Source organism: Hydrogenophaga sp., from assembly GCF_011772445.1.
In the GTDB taxonomy this organism is placed as follows: domain Bacteria; phylum Pseudomonadota; class Gammaproteobacteria; order Burkholderiales; family Burkholderiaceae_C; genus Hydrogenophaga.
In genome coordinates, this window is the sequence record NZ_WVZN01000005.1 from 178,020 (window position 1) to 191,612 (window position 13,593).

The following is a 13,593-nucleotide window of genomic DNA, read 5'->3' on the forward strand; positions in this document are numbered from 1 at the left end:
TTCACGCGCGCTTGCCTTCCAGGAAGGGGTGGCCTTCACCGGGGCGTGGAGCCGAAGGACGGCTTTCGCGGATGGTGTCGACCACTTCGATGCAGGGGCGAGCATCGGCCAGTCCGTACCCCCGGCCCGCGAGCACCTCTCTGTAGCTCGTGGTGTGCAGGTCGGTGAAGCCTTCGGAGAACTCGAGTTGCTCGCCGTTGATGTCGATGTTGCGGAAAGTGGTCTTCTTGCCCCTGACCTCCGCTGGCAGGTCATCCGCGTCGATGGACAGGAACCAGCGCACCCGCGCGCGCTCGTACTCGAGGTAGCCGGCGGCCTTGGCCTCGGCATTCAGGTGGACCTCATTGCGCACCACGGGCCCGAACACGAACTGCAGCATGTCGTAGAAATGCACGCCGATGTTGGTGGCCACGCCAAAGGACTTGCGCGGATCGCCCTTCCAGCTCTGCATGTACCACTTGCCGCGTGACGTGATGTACGTGAGCTCCACGTCGAACTTGCGGTCCCTGGACGCGTTCGCCACTTTCTCTCGCAGTTTCAGGATGGCGTCGTGGTGGCGCAACTGCAGGATGTTGTAGACGCGTCGACCGGTCTCGCGTTCAATCTCGGCCAGGTCGTCGATCAGGGCCGGCGTAGGTACCAGAGGTTTTTCGCAGATCACGTCGCAGCCCAGCCGCAGACCCGCCGCGATGTGGGCGTGGTGCAGGTGGTTGGGTGAACAGATGCTCACGTAGTGGAGGGCGGTGGCAGGGTCGCGCCGCAGGCGGCACGCGTGCTCCAGGAAGTGCTCGAAGTCGGTGAAAAACTCGCTTTGGGGCGAGATGCTGTCAATGATGCCAACCGAGTCGTTGATGTCGTAGGCGATGGAAAGGCGCTGGCCAAGGTCCTTGATGGCGCGCATGTGCCGTGGGGCGATGTAGCCGGCGGCACCGATGAGGGCAAAGTTCTTCATGGGGGTGGGCGTGTGGTCAGCGCGGGGGTCACAGGCGAAAGACACTGAAGCCGGCTCGCGCGGCTTCGTGCCGGTCATACAAGCTCTTCAGGTCGCCCAGCACCGGTTGTCCGCCAGGGCGGCACAGTCGGGCCAGTTGAGGTGGGCTCAACTCCCGGAACTCGCGGTGGCCCACGGCCACGATCAGGCTGTCCACGGGCTGATCTGTCTTCAACTCACCCAATTCGATGCCATATTCCTCCCGGACTTCCTGCGCATCTGCCCAAGGGTCGGTGACGACCACGTTGACGTTCCAGCCCTGGAGCTCGCGTACCAGATCCGCGACCTTGCTGTTGCGGATGTCGGGGCAGTTCTCCTTGAAGGTGATGCCCATCACGCCTACGGTGCTTCGCGGCACGTCGATGCCGTTCCGCAGCATGCGTTTGATGACGTTGCGCGCGGCGTAGCGCGCCATGTTGTCATTGATGCGTCGGCCCGCCAGGATGACTTGCGGGTTGTAGCCCACTTCTTCCGCCTTGTGCGTCAGGTAGTACGGGTCCACGCCGATGCAGTGTCCGCCGACCAGTCCGGGCCTGAAAGGCAGGAAGTTCCACTTGGTGCCCGCGGCCTCGAGCACTTCGAGCGTGTCGATGCCCATGCGCTCGAAGATGAGCGCCAGCTCGTTCATCAGGGCGATGTTCAGGTCGCGCTGGGTGTTCTCGATCACCTTGGCGGCCTCGGCCACTTTGAGGCTCGTTGCGGGGAAGGTGCCTGCGGTGATGATGGAGCGATAGAGTGCGTCGACGGCGGCGGCAGAAGCGGGCGTGGAACCGCTGGTGATCTTGCGGATCTTGGTCAGCGTATTGACCTTGTCGCCCGGGTTGATGCGCTCGGGGCTGTAGCCACAGAAGAAGTCCTGGTTGAACTTCAGTCCCGACAGGCGTTCCAGCACCGGCACACAGACCTCTTCCGTGCAGCCAGGGTAGACGGTGGATTCATAGATGACCAGGCCGCCGCGACGCAGCGCCTTGCCAACGGTTTCGCTGGCCCGAATCAACGGCGTCATGTCGGGACGATTGGCCTTGTCCACCGGCGTGGGTACGGTGACGATGAAGATGTCGGCCCGTTCGAGTTCCGCCGGGTCGGCACAGTAGCGCAAATGCTGGGCATCGCGCAGTTGCGCCTCGCTGCATTCGAGCGTGTGGTCGCGTCCGGCGCGCAGTTCTGCCACGCGGTGCTCATTGATGTCGAAGCCCAGCACAGCGCGCGAGCGACCGAATTCGACCGCCAGCGGCAGGCCGACGTATCCCAGTCCGATGACGGCGATGAGCTTGTTGTCCAGGTTCATGCAAATGGGGAGAAGGAATGTTGTGCCTGAGCCAGGCCGGGGGCTGCCGCATCCCTGGCCGACAGGGTCGGTGAGCCGTCCAGTGGCCAGCCAATGTCCAGGGCGGGATCGTCCCAGCGGATGCTGCGCTCGGCCGCGGGGGTGTAGTAGTCGGTGGTCTTGTAGAGGAAGTCCGCGCTCTCGCTGGTCACCAGGAAGCCATGCGCAAGACCCGGCGGAATCCAAAGCTGGCGCCGATTGTCTTCGCTCAGCTCGACGCCCACCCATTGGCCATAGGTCGGCGATGCGGTGCGGACATCGACGGCCACATCGAACACGCTGCCGCTTGTGACGCGCACCAGCTTGCCCTGGGCATGTGGCGGTAGCTGGAGGTGCAAGCCGCGCAGCACACCTCTGGCGCTTCGGCTGTGGTTGTCCTGCACGAAATGCACGTCCAGCCCAGTGGCCTCGTTGAAGAGGCGCTGGTTGAAGCTCTCGTAGAAGAAGCCGCGGGCGTCGCCGAACACCTGGGGCTCGAGAACGAGCACACCAGCAATGTCGGTGGGAATGACCTTGAGCTGGCCGCTCATGCCGCCGGGCCTCCGAATACGCGGTCTTGCAGCAGCCGCATCAGATACTGCCCATACCCGTTCTTGCTCAGCGGCTCCGCCAGCCGCTGCACCTGCGCCGCATCGATCCACCCATTGCGCCAGGCAATCTCCTCCGGACACGCGATCTTCAGCCCCTGCCGGTGTTCCAGCGTGGCGATGAACTGCCCCGCGTCCAGCAAGCTGTCGTGCGTGCCGGTGTCCAGCCAGGCATAGCCGCGCTGCAGGATCTTCACGTCGAGTTGGCCGCGTTCGAGGTAGGCCTGGTTCACGGCGGTGATCTCGAGCTCGCCGCGCGCGCTGGGCCGGATGCCGCGCGCGATGTCGACCACCTGTGCGTCGTAGAAGTACAGGCCGGTGACGGCGTAGCTGCTGCGCGGCTGCAGCGGCTTCTCCTCGATGCTCAAGGCCTTGCCGCGCTCGTCGAAATCGACGACGCCGTAGCGTTCGGGATCGGTCACGTGGTATGCGAACACGGTCGCACCATTGGCCTGCGCGTCTGCTCCGCTCAGCAAGCTGGCAAAGTCGTGTCCGTAGTAGATGTTGTCCCCCAGCACCAGCGCGCTCGGGCTGTCGCCCACGAAGTCCGCGCCGATGATGAAGGCCTGCGCCAGGCCATCCGGGCTGGGCTGCACCGCGTATTGCAGGTTCATGCCCCAGGCACTGCCATCGCCCAGCAACTGCTGGAAGCGCGGCGTGTCCTGCGGCGTGCTGATGACCAGCACCTCGCGGATGCCCGCGAGCATGAGCGTGCTCAGCGGGTAATAGACCATCGGCTTGTCGTACACCGGCAGCAGCTGCTTGCTGATGGCCAGCGTGACCGGGTGCAGGCGCGTGCCCGAACCACCGGCGAGGATGATGCCCTTGCGTTGCGTGCTGCTCATGGTGTCCCCAGGTACTCCGTGAGCATACGCCGCACGCCGGCTTCCCAGGCCGGCAGGCGCAGCCCGAAGGACGCGCGCAGGCGCGAGGTGTCCAGGCGCGAGTTCAATGGGCGTCGCGCGGGCGTGGGGTAGTCTGTGGTGGCAATGGGCTCGATGGCCTGCGCCTTCCAGGGCAGATCGGGTCGCAGCTCACGCCCCTGTTCGATCACGAAGCGCGCGAGGCCATGCCAGCTTGTTTCACCCGCCGCGGCCACGTGGTACGTGCCAGTCAGCATGGGTTGTGCGGCCAGCGCACGAATGGCGTGCGCGCTGACGTCGGCCAGCAGTTCGGCGCCCGTGGGCGCGCCCACTTGGTCGGCCACCACGCGCAGTTGCTCGCGCTCCTGCGCCAGCCGCAGCATGGTGCGCGGGAAGTTGGCGCCGCGCGCCGCGTACACCCAGCTCGTGCGCAGGATCAGGTGGCGCGCGCCGCTCTCGCGCACGGCCTGCTCGCCCGCGAGCTTGGTGCGGCCATACACACTGAGCGGCGCGGTGGCGGCGTCCTCGTCGCGCGGGCTGTCGCCGCTGCCGTCGAACACATAGTCGGTGGAGTAGTGCAGCAGCAGTGCGCCGCGCGCGGCGGCGGCGCGGGCCAGTGCGCCAGGGGCCTCGGCGTTGATGGTGTGCGCCAACGCGGGCTCAGACTCGGCCTTGTCCACCGCCGTGTAGGCGGCCGCATTCACGATCGCGTCGGGCGCCACGCGCTCCACCAGTGGGCCCAGGCTGTCCACCCGGGCCAGGTCCACCGCGCCCGCATCGTTCGGGTCGCGGTCGAAGGCCAGCACCTCGCCCAGCGGCGCCAAGCTGCGGCGCAGTTCCCAGCCCACTTGACCGTTGGCGCCCAGCAGCAGGATTTTCAAGCGGCCCCCTGGTATTGCACCTGTACCCACTCGCGGTACGCACCGCTTTGCACTTCAGCCACCCAGTCGGTGTGGTCCAGGAACCATTGCACCGTCTTGCGGATGCCGCTGTCGAAGGTTTCGATCGGACGCCAACCCAACTCGGCTTCGATCTTGCGCGCGTCGATGGCGTAGCGCCGGTCGTGCCCCGGACGGTCCTTCACGTGCGTGATCTGCTCCGCGTAGGACTGGCCGTCCGCACGCGGGCGCAGTTCATCGAGCAGCGCGCAGATGGTCTTCACGATGGCGATGTTGGGCTGCTCGTTCCACCCACCCACGTTGTAGGTCTCGCCCACGCGGCCGGCCTCCAGCACGCGGCGAATGGCGCTGCAATGGTCGCCGACGTAGAGCCAGTCGCGCACCTGCAAGCCATCGCCATACACGGGCAGGGGTTTGCCTGCCAGGGCATTGACGATCATCAGCGGGATGAGTTTTTCGGGGAAATGAAACGGCCCGTAGTTGTTGCTGCAGTTGGTGGTGAGCACCGGCAGCCCGTGCGTGTGGTGCCAGGCGCGGACCAGGTGGTCGCTGGCCGCCTTGCTGGCGCTGTAGGGGCTGTTGGGTTCGTAGGCGTGCTGCTCGGTGAACGCGGGCGCCTCGGGCGCCAGGCTGCCGTACACCTCGTCGGTGCTCACGTGCAGGAAGCGGAAGGCGGTCCGCTCGGTCTCCGGCAGCCTCAACCAGTGGGCGCGTACCGCTTCCAACAAGCGGAAGGTGCCCATCACATTGGTCTGGATGAAGTCTTCGGCGCCGTGGATGGATCGGTCCACGTGGCTCTCTGCCGCGAAGTTGATCACCGCTCGCGGCCGGTGTTCGGCCAGCAGGCGCGCCACCAGGGCCGCGTCGCCGATATCGCCACGCACGAACACATGGCGCGCATCGCCTTCCAGGCCCCGCAAGTTGCCCAGGTTGCCTGCGTAGGTGAGCTTGTCGAGGTTGAGCACTGACTCGTTGCTTTGCGCGAGCCAGTCCAGCACAAAGTTGCTGCCGATGAAGCCGGCGCCGCCGGTGACCAGGATCATTCGAGTCGTCTCCCTGTGCGGTGCCGGGTCTTCAACGCCCGACTTCACGCCTGTTCAATGCCCGTGCGCCACCTGCTCGCCAGCGGCGAGCTTGTACACCGTTCCACAGTACGGGCACATCGCTTCACCCGTGGACGCCACGTCCAGGTACACCTTCGGGTGGCTGTTCCACAGCTTCATGTCGGCCAGCGGGCTGGGGCAGAACACCCCGCCGTGCGTATTCAGGTCCCTGGCCTTGAGTTCGACGACTGCCTTGCTCATGCTGCGCTCCTCAGACCTTGGTCAGCCAGTGGGCGTACTTGGCGTTGCGCCCGTTCACGATGTCGAAGAAGGCCGTCTGGATCTTCTCGGTGATCGGCCCGCGGGAGCCGCTGCCCAGCTCGATGCGGTCCAGCTCGCGAATGGGCGTCACTTCGGCGGCGGTGCCGGTGAAGAAGGCCTCGTCGGCGATGTAGACCTCGTCGCGCGTGATGCGCTTCTGGACGATGTCCAGACCCAGGTCCTTGGCGATGTGGAACACCGTGTTGCGCGTGATGCCGTTGAGCGCGCCGGCCGAGAGGTCGGGCGTGTAGATCACGCCGCCCTTGATGACGAAGATGTTCTCGCCAGCGCCTTCGCTCACGAAGCCGCTGGAGTCGAGCAGCAGGGCTTCGTCGTAGCCCTCGTCGGTGGCCTCGGTGTTGGCCAGGATGCTGTTGGTGTAGTTGCTCACCGCCTTGGCCTGCGTCATGGTGATGTTGACGTGGTGGCGGGTGTAGCTGCTGGTCTTGACGCGGATGCCGCGCTTCATGCCTTCGTCGCCCAGGTAGGCGCCCCAGGCCCAGGCGGCCACGCTCAGGTGGATGGTGTTGCCCTTGGGGCTCACGCCCAGCTTCTTGTCGCCGATCCAGGTGAGCGGGCGGATGTAGCCGCTCTTGAGGCCGTTGGCGCGGATCACCTCTTTCTGCGCCTCGTTCACCTGCTCGACGGTGAAGGGGATCTTCATGCGCAGGATCTTGGCGCTGTTGAACAGGCGCTCGGTGTGTTCCTGCAGGCGGAAGATGGCCGTGCCGTTGACCGTGTCGTAGGCCCGCACGCCCTCGAAGGCCCCGCAGCCGTAGTGCAGGGTGTGGGTCAGCACGTGGATCCTGGCGTCGCGCCAGTCCACCAGCTGGCCATCCATCCAGATCTTGCCGTCGCGGTCGGACATCGAGGGAACGGGGGCGCTCATGGTTTTCCTTGAGGGTGTGGGGGTATTCGGGTCAACCGGCGATTTTACGGCGGCGCCCGCCCTCAATGCTCGGCCGGGGCGTCCGCTTCGGGACGCTTCAGGCCCCAGTCCTTGAGCTTGCCGCCGGCGAAACGGGCCTGCACGCTGCTGCCGCCCGGGTCGGTCCAGCGGTAGACCTCGGGCTGTTCGCCCTCGGGCGACAAGAGCTCGCCCAGGGCCCGGGTCAGGCCGATCACGCTCACCAGCGGCATGCCGGCGTGCAGGCGCGCGTTCAGCATCACGGCGCTGTCGACGTGGCCGATCGGTCGCCGCGCCGCGCGCTGCATGACCGTCATCAGCCGGGTGAAGTGCAGCAGCATCCACAGCACGAGGCCGCCGGCCACGGCCGCCACGCCGGGCCAGCCGAACTGCCGGTAGCCCCAGAAGAGAAGGGCGGCGCCGATGACGGCCGCCGCGACGCGTCGCATGTTCATGTCAGTCCAGTCTGCGCACCAGCTCCAGCGCCTCTTCGATGCGCTCGACCCCGTGCACGCTCAGGCCGTCGAAGGCCTTGTCGTTCTTCTTCGGCAGGTTGGCCTTGGGCACCACCGCCACGGAAAAGCCCAGCTTCGCCGCTTCTTTCAGGCGCTCCTGGCCGCGCGGCGCGGGCCGAACCTCGCCGGCCAGGCCCACCTCGCCGAAGGCCAGAAAACCCTTGGGCAGCGGCTTGCCGCGCAGGCTGCTGGTGATGGCGAGCATCACCCCCAGGTCGGCCGCGGGCTCGCTGATGCGCACGCCCCCCACTGCGTTGACGAACACGTCCTGGTCCAGGCAGGCCACGCCCGCGTGGCGGTGCAGCACGGCCAGCAGCATGGCCAGCCGGTCGCGCTCCAGGCCCACGCTCAGCCGGCGCGGGCTGGGCCCGCCGCTGTCCACCAGGGCCTGCAGCTCCACCAGCAGCGGGCGCGTGCCCTCCAGCGTCACCATCACGCAACTGCCCGGCACCGGCTGGGCGTGTTGCGACAGGAAGATCGCGCTCGGGTTGCTCACGCCCTTCAAGCCCTTCTCGGTCATGGCGAAGACGCCGATCTCGTTGACCGCGCCGAAGCGGTTCTTGATCGCGCGGATGAGCCGAAAGCTGCTGTGCGTGTCGCCCTCGAAATAGAGCACCGTGTCGACCATGTGTTCCAGCACGCGCGGGCCGGCCAGTGCGCCTTCCTTGGTGACGTGGCCGACGAGCACGATGGCCGTGCCCGAGGCCTTGGCCGCGCGCGTGAGATGCGCCGCGCACTCGCGCACCTGCGCCACCGAGCCCGGGGCGCTGGTGAGCTGTTCCGAATAGACGGTCTGGATCGAGTCGATCACCGCGATCGCGGGCTTCTCGGCGTCCAGCGTGGCCAGGATCTTCTCGAGCTGGATTTCGGCCAGCACCTGAACCTCGGAGCCGTCGATGCCGAGGCGGCGCGCGCGCAGCGCCACCTGGGCGCCGCTTTCCTCGCCTGTCACGTAAAGCGAGGGAAACCCCGCGCGCTGCAGGCTGTCCAGCGCCTGCAGCAGCAGGGTGGATTTGCCGATGCCCGGGTCACCGCCGATCAGCACCACGCCGCCCTCGACGATGCCACCCCCCAGCACCCGGTCCAGTTCCTCGTGGCCGGTGGGCGTGCGCTGCACGTCCTTCGCCTCGATGCGCGAGAGCGGCATCACCTCGCTGGTCTTGGCCAGCGCCGCGAAGCGGTTCTTCGACGGCGCGCCGCCGCCTTCGGCCACGCCCTCCACCAGCGTGTTCCAGGCGTTGCAGTGCGGGCACTTGCCCAGCCAGCGCGGGCTGGTGCCCCCGCACTCGCCGCAGGTGTAGATCGTCTTGTCCTTGGCCATGAGGCCGGGACTATATCGGGCCGAACCCCTCGATCAGCCCGCGCGTGATCTCGCCCGCGCCCGCCGCGCGGCAGCCGCTGGCGTTCTGGCCCGACCACAGCGGCGTGAAATCGCCCTTGCCCTGTTTCTCCCAGTGCGCGCGCAGCGGCGCGATGGCCGAGGTGGCCAGCGGAAACTCGGGCGCCACCGGGTTCAGCGGCCCCAGTTCGCGCATCACGCGGTTGGGCACGCCGCGCGCGGGCCGGCCGGTGAACAGGGTGGTGAGCTGCGTGTGGCGCGCGGCCTCGCTCTGCAGCACGGCGCGGTGCAGGGCGCTGGTGGTGGCCTCGGGGCTGCACAGGTAGGCGGTGCCCACCTGCACGCCGTCGGCGCCCAGGGCCATGGCGGCGCGCACGCCCGCCGCGTCGGCGATGCCGCCGGCCGCGATCACCGGCACGCGCACGGCGGCCTTCACCTGCGGCAGCAGCGCGAAGGTGCCGGTCTGGCGCGACAGGTCGTGGCTCAGGAAGTGGCCCCGATGGCCGCCGGCCTCCAGGCCTTGCGCGATCACCGCGTCCGCGCCGTTGGCTTCCAGCCAGATCGCTTCGTCCACCGTGGTGGCCGAGCTCAGCACCTTCGCGCCCCAGGCCTTCACGCGCGCCAGGAGATCGGGCGCGGGCAGGCCGAAGTGAAAGCTCACCACGCGAGGCTTGAAGGGCTCCAGCGCATCCGCCGCCGCCGCGCTGAAGGGCAGGCGGCCCGGGCCGGCGGGGATGCTGGCCGGGTCGATGCCGATCTCGGCGTAGTAGGGCGCCAGCGCCGCGCGCCAGGCGGCCTCGCGCGCGGCGTCGGGTTCGGGCGGCGTGTGGCAGAAGAAGTTGACGTTGTACGGGCGACCGCCGGCGGCCAGCAGCGTGAGCTCGCGCTGCATTGCGTCGGGCGCCAGCATGGCGCAGGGCAGGGAGCCCAGGGCGCCCGCCTCACCCGCCGCCAGCGCCAGGGCCGCGCCCTGCACGCCCGCCATCGGCGCCTGGATCAGGGGCCAGCGCGTGCCCAGCAGTTCGCTCAGTCGGTTCATGGCGCGAGTGTAGGCAGGCGGCAATGCCCCTTGTGCCGACCCGGCGCGGCTCAGGCGCCGCTCTCCATCAGATCGGCGAAGGCCCGCGCGGCGGGTGACAGCGATCGATCGCTCTTGAACACCACGGCCGTGTCGCGCTCCACCGCCGGGCGCATCAGGCGCCGCGCCACCAGCTCGGGGTGCAGGGCGGGTGCGAACACGCTGCCCGGTACCACCGCCACGCCCAGGCCGGCCGCGGCCAGGGCCACCGCCGTGGTGAGCAGCGAGACCTCGTGCGCGACGCGCAGTTCGGCACCCGCTTCGCGCGCCGCCGCGTCGATGCGCCGGCGCACGCCGTAGCCCGGCCGCACCGTGATCACGGGCCAGGCGGCGAGCTGCTTCCAGGTCAGCGGCTTGTCCGCCGCGAACCGCGGCCCGGCGGGCGCCACCGCCGCCAGGTGGTCGCGCAGCACCACGCGCTGCGACAGCCCGGGCACCGGACCTTCGAGCGTGCCCAGCCCCAGGTCCACGTGGCCCGCGAGCACGCGCTCGGCGAACTCGCCGGGCGCGCAGTCGTCGATCTGCAGCTCGATGGCAGGGTAGCGGTCGAGGTAGCGGCGCACGGCCGCCGGCAGCAGGGTCTGCGCCACCGTGGACGTGGCCGCGATGCGCAGCCGCCCGCGTTCGCCGCGCGCCAGCGAGGCCATGCCGCCGCTCAAGGCCTGCATCTCGGCCAGCGCGCGACGCGCGTGGCCGATGGCCTCGGCCGCTGCTTCGGTGCGGCGCAGGCTGCGCGTGCTGCGGTCGAACAGGCGCACGCCCAGGCGCGCCTCCAGTTCGCGCAGCAGCACGGTCACGGCCGGCTGTGTCAGCGACAGGGCCTCGGCCGCGGCCGAGAGCTGGCCGCTGTCGTACACCGCCACGAAGGCGCGCAACTGGCGCACCGAGGGCAGGCTGCCCAGGTGGGCGGGATTTTTATGAATCGCCATGGAAGTTTCATTTTTCACGCGGTGCGTGAGGGCCTGTAATTGTGGGTTCCCATCGATTCAACGGAGACAAGCATGACCCAGACCCTGCGCGCGCAGGTGCTGATCGTGGGTGCCGGGCCCGTGGGCCTGACGCTCGCCATGGACCTCGCCCAGCGCGGCATCGACGTGCTGGTGGCCGAGACGCGCCACCGCGGCGAGCCGCCCAACGTCAAGTGCAATCACGTGTCGGCGCGCTCGATGGAGATCTTCCGCCGCCTGGGCGTGGCCGGCGCGCTGCGCGAGGCCGGCCTGCCCGCCGACTACCCGAACGACGTCGCCTACCGCACCAGCTTCACCGGCGACGAGCTCTCGCGCATTCCCATTCCCGCGCGCCAGAGCCGCTACACCGCCACCGGCGGCCCCGACACCTGGTGGCCCACGCCCGAGCCGCCACACCGCATCAACCAGATCTACCTGGAGCCCGTGCTGTTCGCGCACGCCGAACGCCAGAAGGGCCTGCGCATCCTCAACCGCACGCGCATCAACGAGGTGTCGCAAGACGAGAGCGGCGTTCACGCCCGTGGCGTGAACCTGGACAGCGGCGAGGCGCTGCACCTGGAGGCCGACTACCTCATCGGCTGCGACGGCGGCCGATCGATGGTGCGCAAGCAGATCGGCGCCAAGCTCTCCGGCACCGACGAGGTGGGCCGCGTGCAGTCCACCTACTTCCGCGCGCCGTCCCTGCTGGGCCTGGCGAAACACGGCCCGGCCTGGGCCACCTTCTCGCTCAACCCGCGCCGCTGCGGCAACGTCTACGCCATCGACGGGCGCGAGACCTGGCTGCTGCATAACTACCTCAAGGCCGACGAGGCCGACTTCGAATCCGTCGACCGCGACTGGGCGATCCGCGAGATCCTGGGCGTGGGGCCTGACTTCCAGTACGAGATCATCAGCAAGGAAGACTGGATCGGCCGCCGCCTCGTGGCCGACCGCTTCCGCGACCGCCGCATCTTCATCTGCGGCGACGCCTCGCACCTGTGGATCCCCATGGCTGGTTACGGCATGAACGCGGGCATCGCCGACGCGATGAACCTGTCGTGGGTGCTGGCCGCGCACCTCAATGGCTGGGCCACCGAGGCCGCGCTCACGGCCTATGAGCGCGAACGCCAGCCCATCACCGAGCAGGTCTCGCGCTTCGCCATGAACCACGCGCTGGCCTTGCAGGCCCAGCGCGAGGGGGTGCCGGCCGGCATCGAGGACGCGGGCGAGGCCGGCGCCGCCGCGCGCGCCAAGGCCGGTGTCGCGCTGTACGAACTCAACGTGCGCCAGTACTGCTGCGGCGGCCTGAACTTCGGCTACTTCTACGACGACTCGCCGCTGATCGCCTACGACGGCGAGGCCGCGCCCGGCTACACCATGGACGGCTTCACGCCCTCCACCGTGCCGGGCTGCCGCACGCCGCACGTCTGGCTCGACGACGGCCGCTCGCTCTACGACGCGCTGGGCCCCGACTACACCCTCCTGCGCCGCGACCCCACGGTCGACGTGCGGCCGCTGGAAGACGCGGCGCGCCAACGTGGCGTGCCCCTGCGCTTGCTGGACCTGAGCCCGCGCGAGGCCGGCGAGCTCTACACGCCCGCGCTGCTGCTCTCGCGCCCCGACCAGCACGTGGCCTGGCGCGGCGACGCACCGCCGGCCGATCCGCTCGCGCTGATCGACCGCCTCCGCGGCGCCGCAGTCGCGGCCTGACACGATTCATCACCACAGGAGACACACCATGAACCGCCGCCTTGCCCTGACTCAGCTTGCCGCGCTGTGCGCCGCCACCGCCTCGCCCGCTGCCTTCGCGCAGCCCGACAAACCCATCACCATCGTCGTGCCCTACGCGCCTGGCGGCACCACCGACCTGCTCGGCCGCCTGCTCGCGCAGCACATGTCGCCGCTGCTCGGCCGCACCATGATCGTGGAGAACAAGCCCGGCGCCGGCAGCGGCGTGGGCGCGGCCCACGTGGCGCGCGCGGCCGCCGACGGCAACACCCTCCTGGTGGCCACCAGCACCACGCTGGCCATCAACCCCTGGCTCTACAAGCAGCTCGCCTACGACCCGGCGAAGGACTTCGCGCCCATCGGCATGATCGGCGCGGTGCCGCTGCTCGTGTGGTGAACCCCTCGCTGCCGGTGAAGACCATCGCCGAACTGGTGGCGCTGTCGAAGTCGCGCCCCGGCGGCCTGGTCTACGGCTCGGCCGGCAACGGCAGCCCGCACCACCTGGGTGCCGAAATGTTCAAGGCCGCCACCGGCGCCAATCTCAAGCACGTGCCCTACCGTGGCAGCGGCCCCGCCATCACCGACCTGCTGGGTGGCCAGATCGACCTCATGTTCAGCGACATCCCGCCCGCGCTGGGCCACGTCAAGACGGGCAAGCTGCGCGCCATCGCCGTCACCTCCGCCAAGCGCCAGCCCGCCGTGGCCGAGGTGCCCACCATCGCCGAATCGGGCCAGGCCGGCACCAAGGACTTCGAGGCCGTGGCCTGGCAGAGCGTGGTGGCCCCGGCCGGCACGCCGCCCGAACTCATCAACCGGTACGCCGAGGCCCTGGCCAAGGTGATGAAGGAGCCCGCGCTGCGCGCGCGCCTGGAGGGCGATGGCTTCGAGCCAGTGAGCGCGCCCATGAGCCCGGCGCAGCTCGGCGCTTACCAGCGCAGCGAGACCGAGCGCTGGGGCAAGGTGGTGCGCGCTTCGGGCACCACCATCGACTGAGGTCCCGCGACGAACGGGCCCCTGGCTCGGGGAAAACCCCAGAACGTTCCGGGGT

13 protein-coding genes and 1 pseudogene are annotated in these 13,593 nt (G+C 68.9%); 2 read left to right on the forward strand and 12 right to left on the reverse strand.

Annotated elements, in window-relative coordinates:
• Position 1: 1 nt before the first annotated feature.
• The 12 genes from GTO19_RS02370 to GTO19_RS02425 form a co-directional block, all read right to left on the reverse strand.
• Positions 2-952, reverse strand: a complete 951-nt coding sequence (locus GTO19_RS02370; protein WP_291018037.1) for a Gfo/Idh/MocA family oxidoreductase — start codon at positions 950-952, stop codon at positions 2-4.
• Between the two features lie 28 nt (positions 953-980).
• Positions 981-2,279, reverse strand: a complete 1,299-nt coding sequence (locus GTO19_RS02375; RefSeq protein ID WP_291018040.1) for a nucleotide sugar dehydrogenase — start codon at positions 2,277-2,279, stop codon at positions 981-983.
• On the reverse strand, positions 2,276-2,848 hold the full coding sequence (gene rfbC / locus GTO19_RS02380) for a dTDP-4-dehydrorhamnose 3,5-epimerase (RefSeq protein WP_291018043.1): 573 nt from the start codon (positions 2,846-2,848) through the stop codon (positions 2,276-2,278). The genes GTO19_RS02375 and rfbC overlap by 4 nt, the downstream gene beginning before the upstream one ends.
• A complete protein-coding gene (gene rfbA, locus GTO19_RS02385; protein ID WP_291018046.1) occupies positions 2,845-3,750 on the reverse strand; it encodes a glucose-1-phosphate thymidylyltransferase RfbA in 906 nt (301 codons plus the stop codon). The genes rfbC and rfbA overlap by 4 nt, the downstream gene beginning before the upstream one ends.
• A complete protein-coding gene (gene rfbD / locus GTO19_RS02390) occupies positions 3,747-4,649 on the reverse strand; it encodes a dTDP-4-dehydrorhamnose reductase (RefSeq protein WP_291018049.1) in 903 nt (300 codons plus the stop codon). The genes rfbA and rfbD overlap by 4 nt, the downstream gene beginning before the upstream one ends.
• Entirely contained in the window at positions 4,646-5,710 is a 1,065-nt protein-coding gene (gene rfbB / locus GTO19_RS02395; protein ID WP_291018051.1) for a dTDP-glucose 4,6-dehydratase, read from the reverse strand. Before rfbB ends, rfbD begins: the two co-directional genes overlap by 4 nt.
• Before the next feature lie 54 nt (positions 5,711-5,764).
• On the reverse strand, positions 5,765-5,971 hold the full coding sequence (locus GTO19_RS02400) for a zinc-finger domain-containing protein (protein WP_291018054.1): 207 nt from the start codon (positions 5,969-5,971) through the stop codon (positions 5,765-5,767).
• A 10-nt stretch (positions 5,972-5,981) separates the two neighbouring features.
• Positions 5,982-6,920 (reverse strand): branched-chain amino acid transaminase, encoded by a 939-nt coding sequence (locus GTO19_RS02405; protein ID WP_291018057.1) that lies wholly within the window; start codon positions 6,918-6,920, stop codon positions 5,982-5,984.
• 62 nt (positions 6,921-6,982) lie between these two features.
• On the reverse strand, positions 6,983-7,393 hold the full coding sequence (locus tag GTO19_RS02410; protein ID WP_291018060.1) for a glycerate kinase: 411 nt from the start codon (positions 7,391-7,393) through the stop codon (positions 6,983-6,985).
• Position 7,394: 1 nt separating this feature from the next.
• A complete protein-coding gene (gene radA / locus GTO19_RS02415; RefSeq protein ID WP_291018063.1) occupies positions 7,395-8,774 on the reverse strand; it encodes a DNA repair protein RadA in 1,380 nt (459 codons plus the stop codon).
• Positions 8,775-8,784: 10 nt separating this feature from the next.
• On the reverse strand, positions 8,785-9,831 hold the full coding sequence (locus tag GTO19_RS02420) for a nitronate monooxygenase family protein (RefSeq protein ID WP_291018066.1): 1,047 nt from the start codon (positions 9,829-9,831) through the stop codon (positions 8,785-8,787).
• Between the two features lie 50 nt (positions 9,832-9,881).
• A complete protein-coding gene (locus GTO19_RS02425; RefSeq protein ID WP_291018068.1) occupies positions 9,882-10,799 on the reverse strand; it encodes a LysR family transcriptional regulator in 918 nt (305 codons plus the stop codon).
• 72 nt (positions 10,800-10,871) lie between these two features.
• Between GTO19_RS02425 and GTO19_RS02430 the strand changes: the two genes are divergently transcribed.
• Positions 10,872-12,527 (forward strand): FAD-dependent oxidoreductase, encoded by a 1,656-nt coding sequence (locus GTO19_RS02430; RefSeq protein ID WP_291018071.1) that lies wholly within the window; start codon positions 10,872-10,874, stop codon positions 12,525-12,527.
• 208 nt (positions 12,528-12,735) lie between these two features.
• Positions 12,736-13,538 (forward strand): annotated as a pseudogene (locus GTO19_RS02435) (Bug family tripartite tricarboxylate transporter substrate binding protein).
• The last annotated feature ends 55 nt before the right edge of the window (positions 13,539-13,593 follow it).